Source organism: Fusibacter sp. QWL-12 (genome assembly GCF_058683495.1).
This window is the reverse complement of sequence record NZ_CM178745.1, coordinates 82,918-106,910: the sequence shown is the minus strand read 5'-3', so window position 1 is coordinate 106,910 and position 23,993 is coordinate 82,918. Positions and strand designations below refer to the sequence as shown.

Sequence of the window (23,993 nt, the reverse complement as noted above, 5' to 3'; positions counted from 1 at the left end):
GCAAGTATGAATCAGATTTTAAAGCAAACCCCACTGTATCGATTTTTAGAATATTGTAATGCAGAAAAAACGTGTGAAAGCCCTAAGATTTTGGATTGTGGCGCTGGTGGAGGTATGCCACCACTATATTTGTTTCACTCATATGGCTATGAGACTCATGGGATTGAGTACGATCAAGATCAGGTTGAGCTAGCGAATGCAAGTTCTAAAGATGTCAATTTAGGGATCGAACAAGGGGATATGAGAGCGCTTCCTTTCGAGGATGCTAGCTTTGATTTTGTCTACTCCTATAATTCGATTTTTCATATGAAGAAGGTAGAGATTGCAGAGTCGATCTCTGAGATGAAAAGGGTGTTAAAGCCAGGTGGTCTTATGTTTGTCAACTTTCTGTCCGTTGATGATTTTAGATTTGGAGAAGGTCCTGATTTAGGGGATAACCAGTTTGAACAAATGGATGATGAACCGGTTATTCACTCGTATTTTGAGTATGATGAGGCAGAAAAGTACTTTGAAGATATGGGATTTGTGTTAAAGGAAAGAAGAATCATCGAGCGCATATTTGAGGGCGATAGAATCAGACAAGGCTTTGTCGATTACATCGTGAGGAAATTATAATGGCGTTTCTACTTCAAATGGCGGGATTTCCGGGTTCAGGTAAAACAGGTTTAGCAGAACTGATAGTTGTCGAAACAGGTGCTATCGTCATCGACAGAGATGTGATCAAAAATGCAATGTTGGGATTTGGTTTAGAGGCAAAAATCCTCGCAGAAGTCTCCTATAACATTACATTTGAACTCGCAAAAAAATATATAAATAGTGGAAAGAGTGTCATTGTGGACACCCCTTGTTTTTATAAAGAAATCGTAGAACGAGGCGTTAGACTCTGCGAAGGTACAAAGGTGCATTATAAGTATATAGAGTGCTTGGTTCCAAGCTACGAGGTGATTCAAAGCAGATTACAATCTCGTCAGGCACTTGATACGCAGATTCAAACGACGACTGAAGAAAATTACTATAGAACCTTTGATCAATCTATAAAACCAGAGCATCCTACCGCACTAACGGTGGACACTTCGGATTTTAGCAAAATCGATATTGGGGCCATCGTTAAGTATCTAAACCTCGAGATGACCAGATAGTTGGGAGCAAATCATGAGAAGAAATGTGCAAGTTTATATTCTTGAAAGCCAAAGCAACAAATTACTCCTTTTAAAAAGGACACAAGAGCGATCGGGGAATTGGCAGCCTGTTTGTGGTGGCATTGAGCCTGGAGAGCATGCAATAGATGCTGCAAAGCGAGAAGTGCACGAGGAAACAGGTATTACCTGTAATTCATCACTTACTAAGCTTCCATACGAGTTCGATTATAAAACTACCAAAGATGGCGTTCTAATGGATATGAATGACGTGTGTTTTTTAATGCGACTTCCTTATCCATTTGATATTACTTTATCACATGAACATGAGATCTTTGAATGGATCAATCTAACCTCAATCAATGATTATACCGAATGGGAGCCTATAAGAACTGTAGTAAAGGATTTGGTGAAATTAATTTAAAGAAAGGAATCTAAAATGATTACTCAAATTGGCTCACACAAGATCTTACTAACCGCATCGTTCAAGTCTAAATATTTCAGCGATGGCTCTATGACCGACAAGGAAGCCATAAAGGCATTAGAAAAGCAATACTCAAAAGATAATCTAACCTTTCAAAATACATACATCAACTTCACCTATACCGGTGAAGACGCGATGCGCATCGTACCTGAGCTACTAAAAGAGTACGTGTCCAGTTCAAGAGGCAAATTAGTAAAGGACGAGTCCCTTTCAAACGTCTATTGGTTGAAGATTTGGATGAATGGCAACCTCATCATGAGAGCCGCGAGCATAAGTGATTTCGTACAATTTAAAGTTGATTTAAGTGAGATCATGCATGTTGATGGCAATGTAGAAAATTTCAACATTCGATTCAAGAATGGCATGGTTTTGACGTGCCATCATAACGTTTACATAAGTTGAAAATCACAAAATCATAAAATCTTAAAGTATAATTTGAATAATTAAGGAGGTAGATCAAGTGACGTATAAAGGTTCATGTTTATGTAAAACTGTAAAATTTGAAGTTGTAGGTGAATTCGAGGACTTTTATCTTTGCCACTGCAAATACTGCCGTAAGGATTCAGGTTCAGCGCATGCAGCCAATCTTTTTTCTAAAAGCGCAAAACTAAAATGGCTTCAGGGGGAGGCGTACGTAAGGACCTTCCAGTTAAAGGATACAAATCACGTAAAAGGCTTTTGTAGTAATTGTGGTTCTGCTCTTCCAAACCTACAAATGAACGGTAGCTTATTAGTTGTTCCAGCAGGAAGCTTAGACAGTCAACTGGATAAACAACCGGATGGACATATTTTTATATCCGATAAAGCCAATTGGGATGAGAAGCTAGAAACTTATAAAAAGTTTGATCGTTTTCCAACTGAATAAACCAAATAAAATAACGGAGTTATACCTATGAAGATAAGACTATTAAAAGAAACTGAATACGAAAAAGCAATTGCTTTAAAGGTTAGCTGTTTTGATGAAGAAGTAAAGCATCAAGTTCCCTACAACTCAAGTGAGCAAGAGGAGCTTGATTTTATGATCGATTGGATGAACTCAGCAGAAAAATATCAAGACATAAGGGTCTTATATGGCGCTTTTTTTGAAGATGCGTTTGTCGGATTTGTCGGTGCGAGTATTGCTGATGAGTCAGATGCAAAGTCTGGTATTGAGATAAACTATTTGTTTGTAGATGAAGCTTATCGCGGTAGAGGTGTTTCTTATAAGCTTTTACAAGCGATCTTAAGTCACTTTAAAAAGGATCGATTTAATGAAGTTGTCGTTTATAACTATGTGCCATCAGACTCAAATAAATACTATCGTTATCTAGGTGGAGAAGTCATTAGAACTTTTCCAGTCTTTGAAGGAAGAATTATGGTTGATTTATTTAGATTTGATTATGGAGACTTTTTAACAAAAATAGCCAAAGAACATTAAGTTTTTACAGGGAGGTTGAAATGAAAAATACCATCCAACTGTATCACGATTATATAGATAAAAGAGGCTCTGAATTGGACGTTTTTCAAAAAATTGCAGAGCAGTTTCAAATTAAAAGTGGATTATACCCTGGCTCATTTGTTCATATTACGCCGTCTTTGGTGATCCCGGAGATGTACTACAATGATTTAGATAAAAATGCAAATCGCTTTTTTGAGGTGTTATCTGAGCCACTGGAATACGTCAATCAAAATAAGCAATATACTGAAGACGCTCAAATTGCTTATGAAGCAGCTGATTTTACATCGGTTTTAAAAGCGAAGATCAATTATTATGACTTATTAATTTCACTATATTCAGGTTTTATATCGCAACATTGTAAAGCGTATCTTAAAACAAATGGTATTTTACTTGTAAACGATAGCCATGGTGATGCAACTTTGGCTTTTTATGATCGTGATTACGCATTCATAGGCGTTGTTGAAGTACTTCAAAATGGCGCAAAAATCAAAACGGAAGAGTTAGACCAATACTTTAAGTTTAAAAGGGAGAGACCGGTGGATATAGATAAAATTAGACTTCAGATGAAAGGACCTAAATATCAAAATCAATCCGAATATTATCTCTTCAGGAAGATAAAATAGTATATGTAATTAATAGCAGATTATTAAGGGAGTGGAATTATGAAAAGCATTGAAGATATCAGCAAATTTATCTTTGTAAAAGACGAACCAGAATCAGTGGATATCATATTCATTCCTGGTGGCTCACATCCTGAACTTGCTGAAAAAGCGGCTGAGTTAATCCATATTGGCTACGCGGATTATGTTATGCCATGTGGTAGGTTTAGTACAAAATTTGGAAAGTTTAATGGTCCAAAAGCTAAACACGATATCTATAACAAACCCTATGCGACTGAGTTCGAATTTTTAAAGGATGTTTTGATTAAAAATGGTGTTAGCCCACTGAAAATATTACGTGAAGACCAATCGGGAACCACAAGAGAGAATGCTTTTTTCGCAAAAGAAGAAGTGGAAAAGATAGGTCTGAAAGTGGATAAAGCAATCCTTTGTTGTAAATCATTTCACGCAAGAAGAGCGTTGATGTTTTATCAATTGGCGTTTCCCGAAACTGAATTTTTAGTGGTGCCTTACGATTATTATGAAGTTGATGTACCAATTACTTTTGATACATGGTTTAAGACAGAGAAAGGGATTAAACGCGTATTAGGAGAACTAGAACGTATTTCTTCTCAATTTACTGAGGACTTTATGCGTTTATCAGAAAAATAGATAGAGATCAAGAGGAGCAATATGGACAAATTATCAGCGCAGTTTATAACAGCACTTAAGAACCATGATCTAGAGACGATAAAATTAGTTCCCAAATCGGATCTGCACAATCATTTTGTTTTAAGTGGTCATAGAGACTTTATAAATCAAAAAACCAATCTCAATATAATACCACTCACAAAACCATTAGAATCAATGGATGAAATGCATAAATGGGTAGCTGAAAATCTTGGTGATCATTTTCATACTTCTGAGAGAAGAAAATTAATGATAGATGCTGCTTTTTATCAAGCAAAGATGGATGGTGTAAAAATCTTAGAAATAGGAGAAGATGTTTGGGGGTTAGGCGAGTACTTCGATAACGATATTGAAGAATTGGTCAACTGCTTTAAAAAATCACATCAACAGTTTGCGCCTGATATAGAACTCAGGTTGCAGATTGGACTTTCGAGACATTGTAGTATACCTTATCTTGAGCGCTGTTTAGAACCCTTTTGGGATAACGATGCGTTTTATTCACTGGATTTATATGGAGATGAGCTCAGCCAGCCGATTGAAAATTTTAAAAGTATTTATAGAAAAGCGAAATTCAAGGGATTAAAGGTTAAGGCGCATGTTGGTGAATGGGGAAGTGCTGAGGATGTTCGTCATGCCGTTGAAATACTTGAGCTTGATGAAGTGCAGCACGGCATAAGTGCGGTAGCTTCTAAAGATGTGATGGACTATTTGAGGCAGAACCATATTAGGTTGAACCTAACGCCTACAAGCAATATCTTATTAGGTCGAACAAAGAGTTATGCAGAGCACCCAATTGGTCGATTGGTTGAAAATGGGATTGATGTCACCATTAACTCTGACGACTTGTTAATCTTTGATAGTGATGTAAGTAAAGAGTATCTAAGACTATATGAAAGTGGCGTTTTAAGTGCGATCGATCTGAATTTAATTAGACTTAATGGACTAAAAACAAAGATTTGAGGAGTAAAATATGCTGAATGAATACCTACAAAATTTCAAAGACAATCGTTATAGCCCTAAGATTCAGATGCTTTATAATCTGAAATGGAAACAAATCGAAAAATACACTCCAGTAAAAAACATTCGGATATTGGATTTTGGAAGTGGATTTGGTACCACTGCCAATTATTTTGCAAAAGAGAATACAGTGTATGCCATTGAGCCAAATGCAGATATGGTTGAAGCCAGAGAACAAGACCATCAATATACACAAATTGTTGGAGATTATAACAAATTGGATGATTTTGAAGACGAATCCTTTGATTTGATTATTTGTCATAATGTACTTGAATTTGCAAAAGAGAGAGCAAAAATTGTCGCTGGGTTTGAAAGACTTTTGAAGCAAGGTGGTATGCTATCGATCGTTAAAAATAATAATGAAGGAAGAATACTTTTTAAAGCCGTCTCAAATGACATTGAAGGTGCTAAGGATCTTTTAAACGGCGGACATATTGCTAACACTTTTGGAAAAGTAACCATTTATGATCATAATGAATTAACTCAATGGGGAAAATCACTTGAAATCGTACAAGTATTGGGACTTCAAATTTTCTTTGGGCTACAAGCGAATCGTGATGAAATGAACGAAGATAAATGGATGACCTCCGTGTTGAAACTCGAGATGGAGATGTCTGAATTAGAGGCTTTTAAAGGGATATCTTTATTTCATCACGTTTTTTTGAGAAAGCGTTAAGCTTTGTGTAAATAGCTATCTTGAATAATACAAAAGGAGGGCTTATGACAATCACTTTCAAAGCATTCACATGTAATCTTCCTAGTGATAATAAAAATAATTGCCCTAAAGACTTTGAAGCTTTTGAGTTGTTTGAAAACATTGAAAGTCATGAGCAAACTTTTTTAAATGAAATGACTTATGAAGCTGTTTTTTGGAGAGATAAGATAAATCGTCCTTCAATTGAAGAAGCTTCACAGCTACCATTTTTCAGTAACATTATTGATAGTTTGGGTGAAAGATTTGGTGATATAGCGGTCATCGCATATGACGATGAAAAGAAAGTTGGTGCGGCCTATATAAGACTGTGTGAGGAACAAAATGCTTTCAATGGCTTTATCCATGAAGACATTCCAATTGTCGTAATTGCTATAAAATCTGACTATCAAGGACGTGGAATAGGGGTAAGTCTCATGGAATCACTATTTAAGGTTGCAGCGATGCACGATTTTCCAAAGCTAAGCCTTTCTGTTGCGAAAGATAACTATGCACTAAAGCTTTATCGTAGAGTTGGATTTTCGGTCTATGAAGAGAGAGAAGATTCTTTTTTAATGCTACGAGAAATAAATACATTCAGATAAGATGAAATGGGGGAACATGCTAACTTTTATCAAAGGTCTATTGGGGATGAGAACTATAAAAAGTCCAAGCGATAATGAGCGAGTCAGCGAAGGATGGAAATCAGATATTGAATTTTTGAAACTTGAACTGGCCAAAAGACATAAGAATTTATTTTATAGTCTAGACGAGCAAGTCTATTTCAAAAGTATGGATCTTATTAAAGCGTCTGCCACGGCTAAAAGTAGAGAAAAGCTCATCGTTGAGCTTATGGCATGCGTTGCCAGGGTGAATGATGGACACACTAAAGTATTGGTAAATCATACGGCGCAATATCCTTTTGAGTTTTACTATTTTGAAGAAGGGATATTTGTTACAAAAGCGACAGAACAATACGTTGATTTAGTCGGGATGAAGTTGACACATATCAATACAGTTGCCATAGACGAAGTCCTTGAGATAATTCAACCATTAGTTAGCTGTGATAACGAACAACAGCTTAAGAATGGTGTTGTTAAATATCTCGTCGTCCCTGAGATTCTAATGGGGACATCAATTATATTTGAGGATCGTGCTTCATTCTCATTTGAATCCAATGAGGGAAACACGGTCTCCAAGTTAGTTTATCCTATTGATAAAACACAAATACAACTTGCGAGTTCATATGTTATGCAGTTGCCTTTTGGCAGGCAGCATCTTCAGCGTTGTTATTGGTCTACATATTTCACAGATAAAAACACCTTGTATTTTCAATACAATGCATGCAGGAATGATCCAAATAAGACTTTTAGAGAATTTAATAGAGAACTTTTTGAGTTGATCGACCAAAATCAAGTAGATCAATTGATAATTGATTTAAGATTTAACGGGGGTGGCAATTCTATGATTCTTTCCCCTTTTCTAAAGGCGTTGAAAAAAAGACCAAAATTCAAAAGTAATGTAATTGTTTTAATTGGTAGATCAACTTTTTCTTCAGCATTACTCAATGCAATTAAACTAAAAAAGAAATTTAATGTGACATTGGTCGGTGAACCAACTGGTGGAAAGCCAAATCACTTTGGAGAGTTGATGTTTATTCAGTTAACTAATCTTGGCATAGAAGTAATGTATTCGACTCAGTATTACAAAAATTATTCACAAGAGATGGCAGCATTGTTTCCGCAAATTAAAGTACCAGAAAGAGCAGAAGACTATTTCAAAGGCTTTGACCGAGCCTTATCAGAGATGTTAAAGATGGAGGCTGATTAGCTAGAATATTATCGAGGAGGCAATATATTTTGGAGCTTAAAACAGATCAAGTGGTAACTTTCTATGAATCCATAGATGAGTCAGTAAGGTTGAAACGAAGCAATGCCAATCAAATCGAATTTTTAACAACAACAGAGTTTTTGAATCGTTACATAAAGGCCGGCGATAAGCTTTTAGATGCTTGTGCGGGTGCTGGCATCTATGCATTTTATTATGCCGATCGTGGTTTAGAGGTTTTTGTAAGAGATTTGGTGGAGAAGAATATAGAAGAAATTAAAACGAATCAGGCGCAGCATGCTGATTTTGTAGATATACAAAAGGGCAGTATTTTAAACTTAGGTGAGTTCGATGATGAAACTTTTGATGTGGTGCTCAATATGGGGGCTTATTATCATTTGACGGATAAAGAACAAAGGGTAGCTGCAATTGAAGAAAGTTTACGCGTTTTAAAATCGGGCGGGATCTATGCATTAGCATATGTGAATCGTCATGCAAACACTTATAAGTTCTTAGATATGTTCACAGATGATTTTGAACTACTAGACGCTTATTATGAGTTGGGTTATCATTCGAAAAATAAAGTGTTTTTCAGTGCTTCACCAGAGCAAGTTGAAGATGAGTTGCGTTTGTTTGATGTGGAAGTGCTCAATCACGTTGGAACGGATGGAATGAAGTATTTTATTAAAGATAAAGTGAACGCTTTCAATGAGAATGATTTTTCAAAATGGATGCAGTTTCATCTTAAAACTTGTGAGGAAAGATCTTCATTGGGCTCAAGTGAACACGGCTTGATTATCTTGAGAAAAAAATAATGGACAGGATTATTAAAAGCAAATTAAAATAAAAGCTATTTTGTTGATATAAGTAAAATTTCCACATATAGTAATTATATGGGAATATTGATTGGTTTTATTGTGAACTCTGTGAAGGAGATATAAATGGATTTATTAGATAAAATAAATCGTATTGGCAACAAGAAAGTATTTATACTACTTGTGTTTGTAACCCTTTTAATAGGGAGTATAATTCTTTTCATCCATGATCAATCCAATAAAACAGTTAGTTTGGGTGAATCTTAGATATCCAAGGTGGTGAGCCAACAGAGTTTTATCTCGTAACCACTCAGATTAGTGGCGTACTCCTTTTGATTTTTAGTATTTTCATTCCAATTGTATCTTTAAAGTAAGAACAACTTATATTAAGTTAGTATGAAAGTCTTTAGTAACAATGAGGTGAGACATGTTTGAGAGAAGTCTCGTAAAAGGAAAACAAATTTTGCTGATTGTATCGCTTGTATTAGTAACGGTATTACTAGCTGCATGTGCACAACCATCAAATATAGAAAATGAAACTGAACAGACATCAGAAATTTTGATAACTGAGAACCATTTGTCAGAAGTTATGGATGCTTCAGAACTCAAAGTAGAATACATCGATATTGATAAAATCTTTTACAATGAACAGGAAAGTTACGTCGAACTCATTTTGAAATTGCCTCAGATTAATGGAGAAGGTGATTCAATCGGTTTGATCAATCAAGATTTAATGGCGTTAGAAGCCTTTTATTATAACGAATTACCTGAGCTTCCGAGTTCCGATGATTATGATTATACTCAAAATAAAATAAAGGGTAGCGCCTCGGGATATTTTAGAAGTGCCATTTATGAGGTCGCATACGCCAAAAATCACTTGATTTCATTTTCTGCTGAAGTAGATGGTGGTGCTGGTGGCGTTGGATGGACAGGAATCGCTGGTAAAACCTATGATTTACTCTCAGGCGACCCAATGCTGCTTAATGATTTCTTTATGATTTCTAGTGAAGAAGTAAAATCATTGTTTATTGAAATTATATCAAAACAAATTGCATTAACAATTAAAAACAGTACTTCAGGAAATCCATTTACATTTGAATCACCTTACGATGATGGTAAGTTAAGTATTGAAAATGAGTTTAAGTTTGAGAATTACTATTTAACTGAAGAGGGATTTGTTGTTATTTACCCTAAGTATGCACTGTCATATGGTGCTGCTGGTCCGCAGAAGTTTCTTATTAGCTTTTCAGAAGTAAAAGATTATTTAAAGGAGTTGGGCTTATGAGTATTGTTTTTTTATTAATTGGGGTCTTTGTTTTGGTGTGTACAATTGGTAAATTTCCATTTTATTGGGACAGTAGAAAAGCGATGCGTTTAAGGAAACTCATCGGCGATGGTGCGACTTCTATCGTATACTATGTAATTGGATTGATTTTGATCATTGTAGGAATTTTAGAGTATTTAGGCTATATTTCTTTACAATAATTTCTGTTTTAAATAGGAGAGTCCAATGAAAAATAAAAGTTTAATTAAAGAAAAATCACCCGAAATAAAACTTTTATTTGGTAAAAGCATTACTGCTTCTAACTCAAAAGAGGGGAGAAAGGAACGGTTCAAGTTTTATTTTAGAGAAACTAGAACCTTTCTTTTGATTTCTATTTTTCTAAGTGTCTATAGGTACGCCATCGTTGATCAAAATCATGAAATCTCAAGAAGAATTGTTGAAATTGTTACCATGACAGGGATTATAACACTTTTGTTTTTCATTATAACCATTGTCTATTATGAGATTAGAGTTTGGTATTTTAATCTTAAAAATAAGTGAAGTTTAAGGAGGTTTAATGCTAAAAAGTGATACTGAGAAAATTAGTATTAAGAATTTCAAAATATTAATGAGTATAAGTATACTTATACTTATATGCATAGTCGCTTTGGACAATTATTTTTATAGTCGGGTAGAAACCTTTGCTGTTTCAGAAACCTACACTCAAACGCCGACTCATGTAATGTCAGACTTTCAGGTGGATGCCATTGATATTCCAACGGTTATTACAATTGAAGGGAATGTTATTAAGAAAGTGAATCCAGCAATAATTAAAGAAGGTTTCTTTAATTATAGTTATCGTTATGATTTTTTCGGTGTAATTAAAATTGGTGAGTTCGAACTAAACTATAATAAGATTCCTCTAACTTCGACGATGCTTGAGTTTAGTAGCGCACTTGAGCTTTATGCATCACCAGTACCAAACGATATAGTGTATATTGATAATCAAGTCTATAGTCTAGGGATCACGATGCATCGAGATTTAGATTATATGCTATCTCATCTTCAAGTTGTAATTTATGATAATAATGGACAAAAAATTGCGATTTATAATTACGATATTTGAAAATAATAAGAAAGGAAACCTAGTATGTGGCAGAGAAATAAACTTATACTGTTAATTACCCTAGTAGCCTTGATAACAGGAGTAGGGATAATTTCTCAGTTGAATAAAACGGATTTCTCAAATAATCTAGATGATGTATACATACGTATTAACCAAAACAATTGGCAACTTTATCAATTAGAAGCGTTAAGTGAGAATAACATTTTATTAGCGCTAAATAATAATGATCAAATTGAGGTTGCATTACTTGAAAACATAACGATTGCTTATAAATGGCAATTAGCATCAGAATATAATGATTGCTATGAACTTTTGGGTTCATATGAAATATCAGAAAAACATTCATTCTTTGACGCGTTTTTACCTGTAAAAGAGGGAGAGAATAACAACCGCAAGGTTTTTGAGTTGAGAGTGGCTTCTGAAAAGGAAGTTATCGTGCAGTTTTTGTATGTTCCTATTGAAGCGCAAGAGAATGTAGGGAATGTATTAAAAGAGTTTTCAATCGTGAGAGAACATTGATTAGAAAAGGAGACACATGAGAATTACAGTAGATTACACAGTAGCGGAAGCAATAGTAGACTTAATTGAGTCAGAGAAATATAAAGACCCATTGGCCTTTGATAATGTTATGCTTGAACTGTCAAATAACAAGGGCATGCAGCAAATGCTCAATTTTTATCAGCATACATATGACTATGAAACCTATAAAAAGGTACTGTTTTTAGCATTGAATCACATACCTTTAGAGCCTGAGGATGAAGGTCTCAGCATGCTTTATAATCTGTTAAAATTGATAAATACAGATGTGATTAAGCTTAAAAATAAGCTTTTACTCATTAAAGCTTTTGATTTTGAGAGCATCGTTGAATCATTAAATGAGACTTTACCTGATGAGACAGAGTTAGAAATTGATCTTTATTTTGTGTTTGATGGGATTAATGGCGCAAGTATCGTTGGTGATCATGTAATGTTAGTAAATACAATGCTTTGGCCATCGGATGCAAAATATCTTCCCGTTATCAGAGATGTTTTATCACATGAGTATCACCATATTGGCATGAAGTATTGGTTAAGTAAAAGAAAGCAATTTGAGAGTGTCTTCGAGTCTGCGCAGAGCTTTATGGCGTACTTTATCAGTTCACTTGTAGGTGAGGGCTTAGCGACGTTATATTTTACCAGTGGCGATGATTTATATCCACTTGCACTTGAATCACATGGCGAAGCGATTGCCGAGAATTTTAAACGTTCAGTGAATGATCGGCAGACGGATACAGAAGCGTTGCTAAAACTTTTTGAGCAAGATTTATCGGATATTCTATCAAATGAGATGAATGAAGAGCATCTTGAAACGCTATTTTCTAAATACAGCTACGATCCCTCTGGTAATGAACCGCTCAATAAAACCATAGGCTATCACATGTGCTATAGTGTTGAGAAACACTTGGGAAGAAATGCGATTTTTGATGTTATAAAGAATCCAATGTTAATTTTTGATTATTACAATCAAGCGAATGTGACCGAAAATGGATTCGTATTTAGTGAGCAATTACTAGGTGAGTTTGGAGTATAAATGAAACCAGAAATCTTATTAAAGCAATTGAATCATAACTTATTGGAACTATTAGGAGAATCCTTAGTGGGAATCTATCTCCACGGTTCCTATGCGATGAATAGCTACCATCCTATAACGAGCGATATTGATCTATTAGTCGTTGTAAGAGAAACGTTAAACAAGCGAACCAAACGGGCGATTATTGATAAGCTGATTGAGCTTTCCTATTTTGGACCTAAAAAGGGATTTGAAGTATCTGTGATAACTGCGTCAGTTGCTAAAGCTTTAAAGCATCCGCTTTATTTTGAGCTGCACTTTTCTTATTTTCATCTGGAAAGGTATTTGTCAGATAAAAATTATCTCTGTGAAAATGGGTATGATCCAGATTTAATCGCACATGTGATGGTGACTAAGGCTAGGGGCATCCGATTATATGGTGAAGCCATCCAGAAGGTCTTTGGAGCGGTGAAGCCACTTGATTTTATCGATGCTATCCTCTACGATCTTAATGACTTGAAGCTAGATTCAGAGGCCAACATGACTTACTATGTACTCAATCTTTTAAGGTTTTACTACTACCTTAAAGATGGCGGCATCTACTCCAAAGTAGAAGGTGGAAGCAAGGCTTTGGAAGAGTATCACCAGAGTTACGGTAGGATAATAAAAGCTTGCCTTTCGAGCTATGATCCCAAACTTAAAAGTGAAGATTTGATTTCACATGATGACTTGGTTACGTTTATTAATCTCTTGATTGCGCAAATCAATTCTAAATTATTAGCAATTTCACCGGAAGTGAAACCTTTGAGAAAGTTAAACTAATGCTATGATGTTTGAATTAAGAGAGGTGATTTTATGCAGTTTGATTTAAAGAAGTATTGGATTCACGTTCTTGTAGTAGTATTGATCGTTAACGTTGCTCTATTTGTCGTTCTATTTATCAGAACAGACCAATTTGACAAAGAGCATATAAGTATCCAAAGTATAGAAAAAAGCATAAATGTGCTTCTTGATGAAAGATTTGAGCAAGAGCTTGCGAGCAACCAGAGTGGTGCACTTAATTTTGAACAAGAGCTTGATCAACTGAAAGAGGACTTCGCTTCAATGAGTAATTATGACATGGGTGACATCAATGCGAGGCTATCGAGACTTGAAATCATCGGAAATATTTGGACAGAAAGTGAAATTAGTCAAAAGGAAGTCAAAATCATCTATGGGAAAGTGGTAAGCAAGGACTATTATCAGCAGCTTAAAGCAGGTGTCCCTATTATTGCAAAAGGATCAAATGAAGAAATCACTTATCAACTTAGTGACGATTATCAATCCTATGCGGTTGGTCAATATGGGCTTGTTATGGAGTTTTACAATGAACGATTTGTGCAATCAGTTGTATTAGATGATGACTTCGATTGTACTTTTGTATTGATTAATGACGAGATCAAATACATTATCATGGGGTCATTTCTAGAGTAAAATCATAAAGCATTTGGAGGGAATATGAAGCATACAATCAGTGAATTACCAGCACTACTTTTAGGCAGCTTGCTTTCAATCTTATTTTTTGAAGTCTTTTTGGAGAGAAAATTTAAACTAAGGAAAAAGTTGATACAAAGGACGCACTGGCTTGTTGCATTTGCGTTAGGGTTTACATGCTTTGTACTAATTAGTTATTTTGTTTTAAAATTTCAAGATTCAAAATACATATATGCAGGCATGTACGGTTTCAATTTTGGGATACTTTATTATTTTTCACTGTCTTCAATTATCACAAAACCGATTAAATGGGACAAGTCATAAACATATATTCTAAAAATAGGAGTAAACAAATGCGAGCAAAAACGAAAATTATAATTATTTACATAGCTACGATGGTGTTACTAGCGCTTAATATCAATTGGTTTTCAGATAAGCCACTCGTAGAAATCATATTTTCAAAACTTGGTATTAGATACTTTCATTTAAATGGTGACACGGGTTTCTATGTGCCGACATTGATCTTACTAACAATCTTGCTTTTATTTTGGTTGTACCTGAGAAATCAAGATAAAAAGAGTCGATTTGTGAAGGATTATTGGTACTACTGCTTTTTCATGATGATAGGTGTATCGATCGTAGGAAAGGTTTTTATCAGCTTATTGAAAATGTAAAAAAGTATATATAGAAAAGCGGATTGGGGGAAATATGTTAAAACTTGGATCGACCTATCTAATCGTTAAGAACATGCAAAAATCTATTGATTTTTACGAAAAATTACTCGACATGAAGGTGACGTCACAGAATTACACCAGGTGGGCACAGTTTAATTTCCACAACAGCTGTATTGCGCTTTGGAACCCAGAGTACGACAAACAGCTTATTGAAAGTGGTAATTCACTTGAAGGGATCTATAGCAAAAATTATATCAATTATCAAAAAGAAACTCAGATAAATTATGGCAATAATGTAGTACTAAATTTTTATATAGATGATTTAGAAGCTGAATATCAAAGATTAAAAGCAGCTAATATTGGAACACTTACACCTATTATGTATCTTAATGTAGCGATGCCTTATTATTTATTTGTAATTGAGGATCCAGATGGTAACCAAATTGAGATCACAGGAAACTACGATAAAGTAGTTGAATAATTAAAAATGAATGAAAAACAGTCTAGGGTACAGGTCATAGGAGGAAATCATGCATCAAAACATCGTCCATATAGCACTTGTCGTGAACGACTACGACGAAGCAATCGAATTTTACACAAAGAAACTCAACTTCGAGCTACTAGAAGACACCTATCAACCTGAGCAGGATAAAAGATGGGTAGTTGTAGCGCCTAGAGGTTCTAATGGGACAACCATATTACTCGCCAAAGCATCCAAGCCAGTTCAAAAGGAGTTTGTTGGAAATCAAGCTGGCGGTAGAGTCTTCCTGTTTCTCAATACGGATGATTTTTGGAGAGATTATCATCAAATGATGTCAGTAGGAATAGAGTTTGTAAGGGAACCAAAACAAGCGGAGTATGGCATGGTTGCTGTATTTAAAGACTTATACGGGAATCTATGGGATTTGTTACAGCTCAATCAAGATCATCCTATAGCAAAAAGGTTTGAAAAATAGAAATTTTTATCATTTACTTAAGAATTTCCTAATGTTTTCCATATAGAATAAATAAAAATAGGAGGATACATATGAAAGATTTAGATTTTAATAACATATTGACGGACACTTTAGCTACATTCAAAAACTATTGGAAGCCTCTCATGTTAATCGCGTTAATCTCAACCGCAATCAGTATCGTTTTCCAGGGGCTTATGCTAATCGTACCAATTACCTCATTGAGAATCGTTGGGGTCAACTCGTATTTGTTTTTATCCTTAGTAATCACTTTAACCCTATGGATCATAAACTTATACTTTGTATCAAGGCTTTCCGTAACACTGATATCATCAGCTAATGATGCTTATAACGGCAATCAGGTGGCAATACGTCATAGCTATAAAGAAGCAAAGTACAATACTGGGAGATATATTGGTTATAGTATTTTGACGGGCATCATTACTTTTATTCCTTTGATGATGCTAGGACTTTATAACTTTAATCTTTTTAGGGTTCCAAGACCAACAGAGCGAATCATTATGGCATTGATCGGTGGTATAATTGCGTTCTTGCTTCATGTCGCACTTCAATTTGTGCCTTTCATAACCGTACTTGGAAAACGCGATGAGTCCGTTATTGAAAAAAGTTTTCAAATCGTAAAACAGAAATATATAAAAGTTGCATTATTGACGTTATTACCGATTGTACTCTCTATGCCTATATGGGTAATAGATAAAATTCCGTATTTTAGTCAATTTGAACTAAGTGCTCAAGGGATCAAATTACTTTTGACAGCAATATTTACAATTGGTATAACGCCATTTGTAAGTCTCTATCAGCTCAATATATTTAAGAGATTGGTTGAAGAAGAATCCCAAGAAACTGAAATGCAAGAAATGGAAGACTCGCTCTATTTGAGGTAAATGCTATGATCGGTTGAAGCGTTATATAAATGAAATAACCTTGAATATCAAGTGACTATATGAACTACAGATGAAGAGAATAGGTTGTTTTTATAAAATAATATGAAAAATATACAGTAGTAATTGGGGGAAAAAACATGATTACAAATAACAAATTACAAAGTGAAAAAGGTATTAGTTTTCCAAAAGATGAAGAAAAAGTATATGAACATCCAATCTTAGCGATTTATTTTGATTTCTTTTTTGTTAGTATGATTATTTTATGCATTTCAGCTACTATATTAAAAATCATAAGCTTTTATAGTGATGTAACTGGTATGTTGAATTTAAATTTTCTTGAACATCAAGGACTATTATTTGGTCTTATTACTATTTCGCTAGCTGCATCCATAATTTATCAACTTTTCATATCAAAGAACGTAAAATTTATGTCAGTCGGCGATAAACTTAGTGGCAAAAAAATAATAGACTCAGAAAAGAAATGGAATAATCAATTCACAATAAACAGATTTGGTATTTTTGTTTTTATGATTTTAAACTGTATAATCATAAATTACACTTGGAAAGAAACTCTAGATATAAATTCATTCACTTTTATAGAATTGCTATATAAGTGGGGAAGTACGACAATTATTTATAACATATTAATACAATTGATTAATGGTAAAGTAAAACTCTTAACGTTTTATACAGTTTTAACAGGTGTAGCTACTTTAAGTAGTTTAAATGGCCAAATTACTATTGATATAATTATATTAGCTCTGTATGTAATGTTTTCAGTATTTATAATATATTACTATCCTAAGCATCTAAAAGAGCAACAAGTCAAAGCAACATCATTAGCAACTATAGAATAAGTAACAATTAATTATTAGAAATTATGGAGGTGATATTATGAAATGGTGCGATAAATGTAACACGGAGTATGAAGAATATGCAGAAGTTTGTGCAGATTGTGTCGAGCCATTGATATCAGAGATTGAGTACATAAAAGAAAAGAAATCCAACAATGAGGTTGAAGAAATAAAAATTCAATTGGTTGAAGTCTATGAAACCAATTTAGAAAGTGATGCAATGATGGTTCAAACCTTTTTAACAGAAAATGGAATTGTATCCGAACTTAGAAGCAAGGGCATTGGTTCCTATCTTCAAATCTATAGTGGTGTGAACTATCTTGGAACGACGATTTGTGTTTCTGAGGAACAAGCAGCTGAAGCGAAAGCTTTAATCGATGAGTTTTGGAAGGCAAACGAAACGGGTATCTCTGAAGAATCTTTAACTGAGTCCGTTAAAAATGAAGCAACTAAAGTGACTAAGTCTTCAAATACTGCTGCAGTTTCAACTTCTAAGAAAGAAAAGCAACATTCCAAAAAAGAGAATCTGCATCATAAAAACGATGATGATGCAGATATGCGAGCTTATCGAGCTAAATACAATAAAAAAATGAATCAAAGAAGAACTTTCTTAAAGGTATTTATGGTATTTGTATTTGGTACGTCTTTCATCTTAATGGGTATTAGTTTATTACTACAGTAATTTTGAAAGATATCCAAATTTGAAGAGATTTAAGATTGAAAGGAGCTATTATGAGACCATTTGATGTGTACTTAGATAAAATCGATAACCCTGAACAAAAAGAGCGTATGATAATGATTTTAGATCATATTAAAGACACTTTTCCAAACCTGATCGAAGAAGTGAAGTGGAATCAGCCTATGTTTACTGATCATGGTACTTTTATCGTTGGTTTTAGTATGTCGAAAATGCACATTGCTATGTCGCCAGAGACTAAAACACTCGAACTATTTGAAGATGAGATTAAGGCTGCAGGATATGCAAAAACAAAAATGCTTTTAAAATTACCTTGGGCTTCTCCAGTGAACTTTGAACTAATAGACAAAATGATTGCGTTTAACATAGAAGATAAAAAAGAGATGACGAACTTCTGGCGGGTGGGAACACGTTAGTTAATTCTAATTAATAAAGGGGAAAATATGTCTCGTCCTATTATTGCATTTAAAAATACTAACAAGTGGTTGATGATACCAGTTTCACTTTTATCTTTATTTGGGTCACTTTTAGGATCGTATGCGCGAATAACAAGAAATTATATGTATGAAATTATTGGTGTATTATTTTTTTTAATATTTATTTTGGTAGTATTGGGAATAAAAGAGTTGAAAAAAATCAAAATTTACGAAGATCGTATAAGAACCAACTTCCACAAAATAAAAAAAGAGGACTTAATCAAATACGAATGGCCTCAAAATAATAAAATCGAGTCTGAGCTTCATATTTTTGCATATATCAAACTTTTGGGCGTTTTTAAAGTAAAACGAAAAATAAGAATCTACCTTTCGAAGGATTTAAAAGAAGAGGTTGATTTGGCTCTATCACAGCTGTTTAATTAATCTAAGACATATTTATAGGAGGCTACATGCAAAGAATTAAACTCGTCAGCCCAGACAAATCTTATAAGGAACAAGTACTGGACTATAAAAAGGAATTTATTGAAAATCATGAAGACTTTGCAGGTAGCGGTGGCCTTAGACTTACATCAGATTATGATGAATGGTTGACTATGCTCGTCGATAACAGTTGTGATGCAACTGTAAGAGAAGGTCTTGTTCCTGCTTCAACTTATTTAGCAGTAACCATAGAGGAAAATCGACTGGTTGGCATGATTGATATTCGACATAGATTGAATGATTATCTAGAGAATTTTGGTGGTCATATCGGTTATAGTATAAAAAGATCAGAGAGAAAACAAGGGTATGCAACTGAGATGCTTAACCTTGCACTTGATGTTTGTAAAGCGCTACAAATTTCGCCTGTGTTAGTGACTTGTGATAAAGAAAATTTAGGATCTGCAAAAACAATCATCAATAATGGTGGTCAATTAATCAATGAAGTACCAGAGGACTATAGAATTACACAGCGATATCATATTCATTTATAATCATTGAAAATTAAACGTTCGGGGGCAGTTATGGTTGTCAGTTTTATCGTCTATGCGATATTAATCGGTGGATTAATTGGCTATTTAATCTTTACAAGAAAATTCATTAATAAGAGAATACATGAAGCAATAGAAGCTCTTGGTGGTGAAATTGATTATGTCACTCGATTATCGTTTAGAGATCGCATATACGTCGTGGAATATCACGTAGGAGAGCAGAAAGCGACAAAAACGGTGAAGTTTTTATTTGGGCTTGATGATGTTTGGTATTGAAGTTTAAAGTTTGAAAGGAGCAATTTTATGTTATATATGTTAATCGTGAAAGGCTCAGACAATTCAGAAGCTGGTAATCTTCCGAGTTTAGAACTTAGAGAAGCGATGAGTGCTTTTAATAAAGAACTTGTAGAAGCAGGTGTTAGAGTTATGGCAAAGGGGCTCTATCCAAGCTCAATTGGAATGAGAATTTCATATAAAAAACCTGATGCATCTCCTGAAATTACTGAAGGTCCTTTTATACCATCTGATGAGGTCTTTGCTGGATTCATCTTGATAGAAGTCCAGTCTCATGAAGAAGCGGTAAAATGGGCACTTAAGATGCCTGATCCACAAGGCTTTGGACAAGGCCAGGTTGAACTTAGACGCGTTCACGAATAAATGTTATGATTTGTTAACAATTATGATTGGATAAACCTCCAGTGGGTAAACTTGTTACATACAGTTTACAGCATTCCACACTGGAGGTTTTATTATGGAGAAAAAAAGTAAAAAAACGGGAAAAATTTCTAGGAAAATTATTCGAAACATCATCGTCATTAATGTAGTCGCATTACTGATTTTAGGTGTTTCAGTGGGTGTTGTCGTCAATACGAGAGTTGGCAATTTATCAAATGAGTACACTATTGGTCAAATTATGTCCAATAAAAACTATGTGGAGCAGGGGTTTTTATCCATAGAATCAGCAGTAAAATCCATTGCAGTGGAGTTCGCTGATGCAACTGATGTAGCAAAAGCTAAGTCCGATCCACAGTATTTAAAGGATTTACAAGCAAGTAAAAGAGCACTGATTAAAAAATTAGGCGAAGATCTTGGTATTACTAGGAGTGTCTACGTCTACTATAATGTCGCAATGTTCAATCAAGAAATTGATATTTGGTATTTTGACAATGCAGACGGAAATGGCTTCCAATTACAAGACCCTTTCGGTATGGAATACTATAGTGATTACAATGCTTGGTATAATCTTCCGATAGATGATGGGGTTTCCACTTGGACCTTTCCTTATATCTCAGAGACAGGCACCGCAATCTCTAGTTATATCACACCTATTATAAAAGACGGTGTGAATATCGGGTTAGTTGGTATGGACTTATATATGAGTGACATACAAGAAACATTAAATCACATAAAGCTATTTGACACGGGTTATCTTTATTTAATGGACAATGAAGGAAATTTAATCACACATCCAAGTATTGAGTGGAAGGAAGATGGTACGCCTGCCAATATCAAAGATCATGGCGATTATTCAGCTATGCTCACTAGAATGAACAATGAACCTAGAGGCATTTTTGATTACAATGCAGGAGATGGAAAGAACATTATCACTTACGACCATTTAGACAATGGATGGATATTGGTTGCAACTATACCAGTGGGTGAAGTCAACAGTGTGATTAACTTGATTACCTTAATTATGATCGTTGTATTAGTCCTTGCAATTATTGTATCTGTTATCGTAGCTTTCTTTATCGGTAGAAGTATCAGTAAACCCATTATTGATGTAGTTGCAGCAACTGATAAAATCAGTCATGGAGATTTTACGGTTAATGTAGAAACTACTAACAACGATGAAACCAAGTTACTTGCAGATGGCTTAAATCTAATGGTAAATAGTGTTCAATGCTTAATATCAGAAGTTAGAACTGTTGCTTCAGAAATGTTACTAGAGGCCAATAATCTAGCCGCTATGTCAGAAGAGACAAATGCTGCAACCAATCAAGTCGCGTTGGCCATCAATGAAATTTCAATAGGTGCACAAGGTGCAGCTCAAGAGTCAGAGGCAGGTGCAAAAATTGCTAATCTAATAAATGAAAAAGTGACTTTGATGAAAGAAAAAAGCATGACCATGCAAACAAGTGCTGATGATGCGATAAAAATGAATAAAGCTGGTATTGAAGCATTAAAAGTGCTTAAAGATACCTCCTCAGTCGCTGAAAATTCGAATCTTAAAGTTGAGAAGGCAATTGAAAACCTTGAATCAAGAGTAAAGGACATTACTGCAATTATTTCTACAATTGCTTCGATTGCCAACCAAACCAATTTGCTGGCTTTAAATGCATCCATTGAGGCTGCAAGAGCAGGTGAAGCTGGTAAAGGCTTTGCGGTTGTCGCTGAGGAAATTAGAAAACTGGCAGAAGATTCTGGTGAAGCAACCAAAGAAATTAGCGACATTATGAAAGCGATTCAGTCCGATAGTGCTGAAACCGTTGCGGTTATGGGCGAGTTAAAAGAAGTCTCCTTAGATCAACACAATGCAGTTGTAAATGTTAATGAGTCTTTCGATGTCATCTTTAAGTCGGTAGACAAAATAACAAAAGAGATTGAAATGATTACTTCAGAACTGATGGAACTCAATCATAGCAAAGATGAACTTGTTACAGTTACAGCAAATATTTCTGCGGTGTCCGAGGAAACAGCTGCTTCTACTGAGCAGGTCAATGCCTCAATGACGGAACAAAGCAAAGCAGTTGAAGAAGTCGCACGAAGTGCTGAGAAATTAAATGGCTTATCGGTTGAACTTGATAAACAAATTAGTGTCTTTAAAATATAATTCGAAATTCAAGTAGTTCCTAATCAATCGACAAATCAATAAAAAAATCGGTTAATAAATTATTTGTATAAAAAAACTGTTGATCATCTTATATAGATTTTCAACAGTTCTTTTTTTATATTTATAAGTTACGCTCAAACCATTCTTTTGTCGCCTGAATATGAACAGGTGGCACTTTATTTTGAACCTCATCAGAGAGCCACTTCAGCGATTTTGATTGGAGGTATTGTTTCATCTGGACTTCTGCCTCATCCATCACTTTGTGAATCAAACAAGGTGATTTTGTATGTGATGCTGGTAGATTGGATCGATCTAGTATAATTTCGTTTTGGCGAATTTCTGTACATTTAAAAAAAGGCTCTGAGCCTTCAACGGCTTCTACAACATCCCAGAAGGTAATAGTTTCAGGAGCTCTCGCCAATCGATATCCTCCTTTAGCGCCAGGGACCGATTCTACAATGCCGTTTTTCTTAAGTTTTGCGAAAAATTTAGAGAGGTAAGATTCTGACACCCCCTGATAGGCAGCCAAATCTTTTATCCCAACAGATCTTTCGTTAACATCTACCAAATAGAGCAGACAATGTAAACTGTATTCAACCCCAACAGAGAATTGCATATAAACACTCCTTTTAATAATTGTGGATAAGATATGTCTATATAATATCAAAGATATTGGAATTTGTTAAGTATAGGTTTTTAACAATTTAATAATTTGAATTATTTTATTGACAGACACGATTTAAAATAGTAATATAAAGACACAAAGTATCGCGGATAAAATATATCCACGATAAAACATATCTTCAAAAGGAGCGTAAAAAATGTTATCTGAAAAATTTTATGAAGTACTAAAAAACGAAGGCGTGGTATCAATCGTATCTTGGGGTGAAGGTGAACCTCATATCGTCAATACATGGAACTCATTCATAGTCGTTACTGAAGATCAAAGATTGCTTATGCCAGCTTGGGCGTTTAGAAGAACTGAAAAAAACATCGATATCAATCAGCAAGTGAAAATAGCACTCGGTAGTAAAGCAGTAGAAGGCTACAATAATTATCAAGGTACAGGATTTATCATCAATGGAACAGGTAGATTCATTTCAGAAGGTGAAAAATACGACATGATGAAAGAAAAGTTCTCATTCCTTACACGAGTACTTGAAGTTACCGTTACAAGCGCAAAACAAATGCTCTAAAAACATTAGTCTTTAGTCAAGCTTATAATCATAAGTTTGACTAAAGGCTTTTTTAATTGTAATTTAATACAAATCCAACCTTGAAACCTGTAGAATATTAATAAGAGAATAACTAAACAATGAGGCGATCATGATAGATAAGAGAAATAAACTTAGCGAAACACCTTTTAGTTATAGAGTTACGAAAGACCATAAGTTACACATAAGTTATAACAATAAAATGATCATGATTATTAAAGAGAAGCGTGCAGAAGACTTAATTAAAAAATTGATGAGCGCTAACGCATTTGAACAACAGCTTATTTTAGCTAAAGCTACTGGAAATTTTAAACATGGGAATGAAAGATAGTAAATCGCAACTGATTAG

Annotated in this window: 38 protein-coding genes; 37 read left to right on the top strand and 1 reads right to left on the bottom strand. The window is 34.6% G+C overall.

Annotation, left to right across the window (positions count from 1 at the left end):
• The first annotated feature begins 6 nt into the window (after window positions 1-6).
• The 35 genes from AC4PID_RS00680 to AC4PID_RS00510 all read left to right on the top strand — a co-directional run bounded on the left by AC4PID_RS00680 (window position 7) and on the right by AC4PID_RS00510 (window position 22,430).
• Entirely contained in the window at window positions 7-615 is a 609-nt protein-coding gene (locus AC4PID_RS00680) for a class I SAM-dependent methyltransferase (RefSeq protein ID WP_492133661.1), read from the top strand.
• Entirely contained in the window at window positions 615-1,139 is a 525-nt protein-coding gene (locus AC4PID_RS00675) for a P-loop nucleotide/nucleoside kinase family protein (RefSeq protein WP_492133660.1), read from the top strand. The genes AC4PID_RS00680 and AC4PID_RS00675 overlap by 1 nt, the downstream gene beginning before the upstream one ends.
• Window positions 1,140-1,152: 13 nt before the next feature.
• Complete coding sequence (locus AC4PID_RS00670) at window positions 1,153-1,560, top strand: NUDIX domain-containing protein (protein WP_492133659.1); 408 nt, start codon at window positions 1,153-1,155, stop codon at window positions 1,558-1,560.
• Between the two features lie 15 nt (window positions 1,561-1,575).
• Entirely contained in the window at window positions 1,576-2,022 is a 447-nt protein-coding gene (locus AC4PID_RS00665) for a hypothetical protein (protein WP_492133658.1), read from the top strand.
• A 58-nt stretch (window positions 2,023-2,080) separates the two neighbouring features.
• Window positions 2,081-2,485 carry a GFA family protein gene (locus tag AC4PID_RS00660; protein ID WP_492133657.1) on the top strand — a complete coding sequence of 135 codons (405 nt, stop codon included), beginning with the start codon at window positions 2,081-2,083 and terminating at the stop codon, window positions 2,483-2,485.
• Window positions 2,486-2,512: 27 nt separating this feature from the next.
• Window positions 2,513-3,037 (top strand): GNAT family N-acetyltransferase, encoded by a 525-nt coding sequence (locus tag AC4PID_RS00655; RefSeq protein WP_492133656.1) that lies wholly within the window; start codon window positions 2,513-2,515, stop codon window positions 3,035-3,037.
• Window positions 3,038-3,057: 20 nt separating this feature from the next.
• Window positions 3,058-3,681 (top strand): hypothetical protein, encoded by a 624-nt coding sequence (locus tag AC4PID_RS00650; RefSeq protein ID WP_492133655.1) that lies wholly within the window; start codon window positions 3,058-3,060, stop codon window positions 3,679-3,681.
• Between the two features lie 39 nt (window positions 3,682-3,720).
• Window positions 3,721-4,329, top strand: a complete 609-nt coding sequence (locus AC4PID_RS00645) for a YdcF family protein (RefSeq protein ID WP_492133654.1) — start codon at window positions 3,721-3,723, stop codon at window positions 4,327-4,329.
• A 21-nt stretch (window positions 4,330-4,350) separates the two neighbouring features.
• On the top strand, window positions 4,351-5,307 hold the full coding sequence (locus AC4PID_RS00640; RefSeq protein ID WP_492133653.1) for an amidohydrolase family protein: 957 nt from the start codon (window positions 4,351-4,353) through the stop codon (window positions 5,305-5,307).
• 10 nt (window positions 5,308-5,317) lie between these two features.
• Window positions 5,318-6,040 carry a class I SAM-dependent methyltransferase gene (locus tag AC4PID_RS00635; protein ID WP_492133652.1) on the top strand — a complete coding sequence of 241 codons (723 nt, stop codon included), beginning with the start codon at window positions 5,318-5,320 and terminating at the stop codon, window positions 6,038-6,040.
• 44 nt (window positions 6,041-6,084) lie between these two features.
• Window positions 6,085-6,660, top strand: coding sequence for a GNAT family N-acetyltransferase (locus tag AC4PID_RS00630; protein WP_492133651.1), 576 nt, complete (start codon window positions 6,085-6,087; stop codon window positions 6,658-6,660).
• Window positions 6,661-6,676: 16 nt separating this feature from the next.
• On the top strand, window positions 6,677-7,885 hold the full coding sequence (locus AC4PID_RS00625; RefSeq protein WP_492133650.1) for a S41 family peptidase: 1,209 nt from the start codon (window positions 6,677-6,679) through the stop codon (window positions 7,883-7,885).
• A gap of 29 nt (window positions 7,886-7,914) precedes the next feature.
• Window positions 7,915-8,697: a class I SAM-dependent methyltransferase gene (locus tag AC4PID_RS00620; RefSeq protein WP_492133649.1), complete on the top strand. Its 783-nt coding sequence runs from the start codon at window positions 7,915-7,917 to the stop codon at window positions 8,695-8,697.
• A 126-nt stretch (window positions 8,698-8,823) separates the two neighbouring features.
• On the top strand, window positions 8,824-8,964 hold the full coding sequence (locus AC4PID_RS00615) for a hypothetical protein (protein WP_492133648.1): 141 nt from the start codon (window positions 8,824-8,826) through the stop codon (window positions 8,962-8,964).
• A gap of 160 nt (window positions 8,965-9,124) precedes the next feature.
• Entirely contained in the window at window positions 9,125-9,982 is an 858-nt protein-coding gene (locus AC4PID_RS00610; RefSeq protein WP_492133647.1) for an RsiV family protein, read from the top strand.
• Complete coding sequence (locus AC4PID_RS00605; protein ID WP_492133646.1) at window positions 9,979-10,182, top strand: hypothetical protein; 204 nt, start codon at window positions 9,979-9,981, stop codon at window positions 10,180-10,182. Before AC4PID_RS00610 ends, AC4PID_RS00605 begins: the two co-directional genes overlap by 4 nt.
• A 25-nt stretch (window positions 10,183-10,207) precedes the next feature.
• A complete protein-coding gene (locus AC4PID_RS00600; RefSeq protein WP_492133645.1) occupies window positions 10,208-10,522 on the top strand; it encodes a hypothetical protein in 315 nt (104 codons plus the stop codon).
• A 16-nt stretch (window positions 10,523-10,538) separates the two neighbouring features.
• Window positions 10,539-11,087 carry a hypothetical protein gene (locus tag AC4PID_RS00595; RefSeq protein WP_492133644.1) on the top strand — a complete coding sequence of 183 codons (549 nt, stop codon included), beginning with the start codon at window positions 10,539-10,541 and terminating at the stop codon, window positions 11,085-11,087.
• Window positions 11,088-11,111: 24 nt separating this feature from the next.
• Window positions 11,112-11,606, top strand: a complete 495-nt coding sequence (locus AC4PID_RS00590) for a hypothetical protein (protein ID WP_492133643.1) — start codon at window positions 11,112-11,114, stop codon at window positions 11,604-11,606.
• Window positions 11,607-11,622: 16 nt separating this feature from the next.
• Window positions 11,623-12,657, top strand: coding sequence for a DUF5700 domain-containing putative Zn-dependent protease (locus AC4PID_RS00585; RefSeq protein ID WP_492133642.1), 1,035 nt, complete (start codon window positions 11,623-11,625; stop codon window positions 12,655-12,657).
• On the top strand, window positions 12,658-13,458 hold the full coding sequence (locus AC4PID_RS00580; protein WP_492133641.1) for an aminoglycoside adenylyltransferase domain-containing protein: 801 nt from the start codon (window positions 12,658-12,660) through the stop codon (window positions 13,456-13,458).
• Between the two features lie 33 nt (window positions 13,459-13,491).
• Entirely contained in the window at window positions 13,492-14,109 is a 618-nt protein-coding gene (locus tag AC4PID_RS00575) for a hypothetical protein (RefSeq protein ID WP_492133640.1), read from the top strand.
• Between the two features lie 24 nt (window positions 14,110-14,133).
• Window positions 14,134-14,433, top strand: coding sequence for a hypothetical protein (locus AC4PID_RS00570; protein WP_492133639.1), 300 nt, complete (start codon window positions 14,134-14,136; stop codon window positions 14,431-14,433).
• 29 nt (window positions 14,434-14,462) lie between these two features.
• Window positions 14,463-14,783 carry a hypothetical protein gene (locus AC4PID_RS00565; RefSeq protein ID WP_492133638.1) on the top strand — a complete coding sequence of 107 codons (321 nt, stop codon included), beginning with the start codon at window positions 14,463-14,465 and terminating at the stop codon, window positions 14,781-14,783.
• 34 nt (window positions 14,784-14,817) lie between these two features.
• Window positions 14,818-15,264, top strand: a complete 447-nt coding sequence (locus AC4PID_RS00560) for a VOC family protein (protein ID WP_492133637.1) — start codon at window positions 14,818-14,820, stop codon at window positions 15,262-15,264.
• A gap of 49 nt (window positions 15,265-15,313) precedes the next feature.
• A complete protein-coding gene (locus AC4PID_RS00555) occupies window positions 15,314-15,739 on the top strand; it encodes a VOC family protein (RefSeq protein ID WP_492133636.1) in 426 nt (141 codons plus the stop codon).
• Window positions 15,740-15,810: 71 nt separating this feature from the next.
• The gene (locus tag AC4PID_RS00550) at window positions 15,811-16,641 is read left to right on the top strand and encodes a hypothetical protein (protein WP_492133635.1); all 831 of its coding nucleotides are present in this window, start codon (window positions 15,811-15,813) and stop codon (window positions 16,639-16,641) included.
• Window positions 16,642-16,778: 137 nt separating this feature from the next.
• Complete coding sequence (locus tag AC4PID_RS00545) at window positions 16,779-17,498, top strand: hypothetical protein (RefSeq protein WP_492133634.1); 720 nt, start codon at window positions 16,779-16,781, stop codon at window positions 17,496-17,498.
• Window positions 17,499-17,535: 37 nt separating this feature from the next.
• Window positions 17,536-18,177 (top strand): putative signal transducing protein, encoded by a 642-nt coding sequence (locus tag AC4PID_RS00540; RefSeq protein ID WP_492133633.1) that lies wholly within the window; start codon window positions 17,536-17,538, stop codon window positions 18,175-18,177.
• Window positions 18,178-18,227: 50 nt separating this feature from the next.
• Window positions 18,228-18,608, top strand: a complete 381-nt coding sequence (locus AC4PID_RS00535) for an iron chaperone (protein ID WP_492133632.1) — start codon at window positions 18,228-18,230, stop codon at window positions 18,606-18,608.
• 27 nt (window positions 18,609-18,635) lie between these two features.
• Window positions 18,636-19,052: a hypothetical protein gene (locus AC4PID_RS00530; RefSeq protein ID WP_492133631.1), complete on the top strand. Its 417-nt coding sequence runs from the start codon at window positions 18,636-18,638 to the stop codon at window positions 19,050-19,052.
• Window positions 19,053-19,078: 26 nt separating this feature from the next.
• A complete protein-coding gene (locus AC4PID_RS00525) occupies window positions 19,079-19,600 on the top strand; it encodes a GNAT family N-acetyltransferase (RefSeq protein WP_492133630.1) in 522 nt (173 codons plus the stop codon).
• Between the two features lie 30 nt (window positions 19,601-19,630).
• Window positions 19,631-19,873 carry a hypothetical protein gene (locus AC4PID_RS00520; RefSeq protein ID WP_492133629.1) on the top strand — a complete coding sequence of 81 codons (243 nt, stop codon included), beginning with the start codon at window positions 19,631-19,633 and terminating at the stop codon, window positions 19,871-19,873.
• A 27-nt stretch (window positions 19,874-19,900) separates the two neighbouring features.
• Window positions 19,901-20,254 (top strand): YciI family protein, encoded by a 354-nt coding sequence (locus AC4PID_RS00515; RefSeq protein WP_492133628.1) that lies wholly within the window; start codon window positions 19,901-19,903, stop codon window positions 20,252-20,254.
• Between the two features lie 94 nt (window positions 20,255-20,348).
• Complete coding sequence (locus tag AC4PID_RS00510) at window positions 20,349-22,430, top strand: methyl-accepting chemotaxis protein (protein WP_492133627.1); 2,082 nt, start codon at window positions 20,349-20,351, stop codon at window positions 22,428-22,430.
• Window positions 22,431-22,551: 121 nt separating this feature from the next.
• Here the strand turns inward: AC4PID_RS00510 and AC4PID_RS00505 are convergent, their stop codons facing one another.
• Window positions 22,552-23,046 carry an RrF2 family transcriptional regulator gene (locus AC4PID_RS00505; RefSeq protein WP_492133626.1) on the bottom strand — a complete coding sequence of 165 codons (495 nt, stop codon included), beginning with the start codon at window positions 23,044-23,046 and terminating at the stop codon, window positions 22,552-22,554.
• 205 nt (window positions 23,047-23,251) lie between these two features.
• On the opposite strand from AC4PID_RS00505, the gene AC4PID_RS00500 reads away from it, so the two are divergent.
• A complete protein-coding gene (locus AC4PID_RS00500; protein WP_492133625.1) occupies window positions 23,252-23,626 on the top strand; it encodes a pyridoxamine 5'-phosphate oxidase family protein in 375 nt (124 codons plus the stop codon).
• A gap of 130 nt (window positions 23,627-23,756) precedes the next feature.
• Window positions 23,757-23,975 carry a hypothetical protein gene (locus AC4PID_RS00495; RefSeq protein WP_492133624.1) on the top strand — a complete coding sequence of 73 codons (219 nt, stop codon included), beginning with the start codon at window positions 23,757-23,759 and terminating at the stop codon, window positions 23,973-23,975.
• Window positions 23,976-23,993: the final 18 nt, after the last annotated feature.

Excerpts from the sequence above, each read along its gene's own strand:
- AC4PID_RS00625 (WP_492133650.1), top strand. The coding sequence starts at position 6,677 with ATGCTAACTTTTATCAAAGGTCTATTGGGGATGAGAACTATAAAAAGT.
- AC4PID_RS00525 (WP_492133630.1), top strand. The coding sequence starts at position 19,079 with ATGCAAAGAATTAAACTCGTCAGCCCAGACAAATCTTATAAGGAACAA.
- AC4PID_RS00590 (WP_492133643.1), top strand. The coding sequence starts at position 11,112 with ATGTGGCAGAGAAATAAACTTATACTGTTAATTACCCTAGTAGCCTTG.
- AC4PID_RS00645 (WP_492133654.1), top strand. The coding sequence starts at position 3,721 with ATGAAAAGCATTGAAGATATCAGCAAATTTATCTTTGTAAAAGACGAA.
- AC4PID_RS00610 (WP_492133647.1), top strand. The coding sequence starts at position 9,125 with ATGTTTGAGAGAAGTCTCGTAAAAGGAAAACAAATTTTGCTGATTGTA.
- AC4PID_RS00515 (WP_492133628.1), top strand. The coding sequence starts at position 19,901 with ATGTTATATATGTTAATCGTGAAAGGCTCAGACAATTCAGAAGCTGGT.
- AC4PID_RS00665 (WP_492133658.1), top strand. The coding sequence starts at position 1,576 with ATGATTACTCAAATTGGCTCACACAAGATCTTACTAACCGCATCGTTC.
- AC4PID_RS00495 (WP_492133624.1), top strand. The coding sequence starts at position 23,757 with ATGATAGATAAGAGAAATAAACTTAGCGAAACACCTTTTAGTTATAGA.
- AC4PID_RS00655 (WP_492133656.1), top strand. The coding sequence starts at position 2,513 with ATGAAGATAAGACTATTAAAAGAAACTGAATACGAAAAAGCAATTGCT.
- AC4PID_RS00635 (WP_492133652.1), top strand. The coding sequence starts at position 5,318 with ATGCTGAATGAATACCTACAAAATTTCAAAGACAATCGTTATAGCCCT.
- AC4PID_RS00605 (WP_492133646.1), top strand. The coding sequence starts at position 9,979 with ATGAGTATTGTTTTTTTATTAATTGGGGTCTTTGTTTTGGTGTGTACA.
- AC4PID_RS00510 (WP_492133627.1), top strand. The coding sequence starts at position 20,349 with ATGGAGAAAAAAAGTAAAAAAACGGGAAAAATTTCTAGGAAAATTATT.
- AC4PID_RS00500 (WP_492133625.1), top strand. The coding sequence starts at position 23,252 with ATGTTATCTGAAAAATTTTATGAAGTACTAAAAAACGAAGGCGTGGTA.
- AC4PID_RS00580 (WP_492133641.1), top strand. The coding sequence starts at position 12,658 with ATGAAACCAGAAATCTTATTAAAGCAATTGAATCATAACTTATTGGAA.
- AC4PID_RS00520 (WP_492133629.1), top strand. The coding sequence starts at position 19,631 with ATGGTTGTCAGTTTTATCGTCTATGCGATATTAATCGGTGGATTAATT.
- AC4PID_RS00545 (WP_492133634.1), top strand. The coding sequence starts at position 16,779 with ATGATTACAAATAACAAATTACAAAGTGAAAAAGGTATTAGTTTTCCA.
- AC4PID_RS00680 (WP_492133661.1), top strand. The coding sequence starts at position 7 with ATGAATCAGATTTTAAAGCAAACCCCACTGTATCGATTTTTAGAATAT.
- AC4PID_RS00550 (WP_492133635.1), top strand. The coding sequence starts at position 15,811 with ATGAAAGATTTAGATTTTAATAACATATTGACGGACACTTTAGCTACA.
- AC4PID_RS00640 (WP_492133653.1), top strand. The coding sequence starts at position 4,351 with ATGGACAAATTATCAGCGCAGTTTATAACAGCACTTAAGAACCATGAT.
- AC4PID_RS00675 (WP_492133660.1), top strand. The coding sequence starts at position 615 with ATGGCGTTTCTACTTCAAATGGCGGGATTTCCGGGTTCAGGTAAAACA.
- AC4PID_RS00505 (WP_492133626.1), bottom strand. The coding sequence starts at position 23,046 with ATGCAATTCTCTGTTGGGGTTGAATACAGTTTACATTGTCTGCTCTAT.
- AC4PID_RS00560 (WP_492133637.1), top strand. The coding sequence starts at position 14,818 with ATGTTAAAACTTGGATCGACCTATCTAATCGTTAAGAACATGCAAAAA.
- AC4PID_RS00650 (WP_492133655.1), top strand. The coding sequence starts at position 3,058 with ATGAAAAATACCATCCAACTGTATCACGATTATATAGATAAAAGAGGC.
- AC4PID_RS00540 (WP_492133633.1), top strand. The coding sequence starts at position 17,536 with ATGAAATGGTGCGATAAATGTAACACGGAGTATGAAGAATATGCAGAA.
- AC4PID_RS00615 (WP_492133648.1), top strand. The coding sequence starts at position 8,824 with ATGGATTTATTAGATAAAATAAATCGTATTGGCAACAAGAAAGTATTT.
- AC4PID_RS00670 (WP_492133659.1), top strand. The coding sequence starts at position 1,153 with ATGAGAAGAAATGTGCAAGTTTATATTCTTGAAAGCCAAAGCAACAAA.
- AC4PID_RS00565 (WP_492133638.1), top strand. The coding sequence starts at position 14,463 with ATGCGAGCAAAAACGAAAATTATAATTATTTACATAGCTACGATGGTG.
- AC4PID_RS00595 (WP_492133644.1), top strand. The coding sequence starts at position 10,539 with ATGCTAAAAAGTGATACTGAGAAAATTAGTATTAAGAATTTCAAAATA.
- AC4PID_RS00530 (WP_492133631.1), top strand. The coding sequence starts at position 18,636 with ATGTCTCGTCCTATTATTGCATTTAAAAATACTAACAAGTGGTTGATG.
- AC4PID_RS00585 (WP_492133642.1), top strand. The coding sequence starts at position 11,623 with ATGAGAATTACAGTAGATTACACAGTAGCGGAAGCAATAGTAGACTTA.
- AC4PID_RS00570 (WP_492133639.1), top strand. The coding sequence starts at position 14,134 with ATGAAGCATACAATCAGTGAATTACCAGCACTACTTTTAGGCAGCTTG.
- AC4PID_RS00630 (WP_492133651.1), top strand. The coding sequence starts at position 6,085 with ATGACAATCACTTTCAAAGCATTCACATGTAATCTTCCTAGTGATAAT.
- AC4PID_RS00600 (WP_492133645.1), top strand. The coding sequence starts at position 10,208 with ATGAAAAATAAAAGTTTAATTAAAGAAAAATCACCCGAAATAAAACTT.
- AC4PID_RS00535 (WP_492133632.1), top strand. The coding sequence starts at position 18,228 with ATGAGACCATTTGATGTGTACTTAGATAAAATCGATAACCCTGAACAA.
- AC4PID_RS00555 (WP_492133636.1), top strand. The coding sequence starts at position 15,314 with ATGCATCAAAACATCGTCCATATAGCACTTGTCGTGAACGACTACGAC.
- AC4PID_RS00575 (WP_492133640.1), top strand. The coding sequence starts at position 13,492 with ATGCAGTTTGATTTAAAGAAGTATTGGATTCACGTTCTTGTAGTAGTA.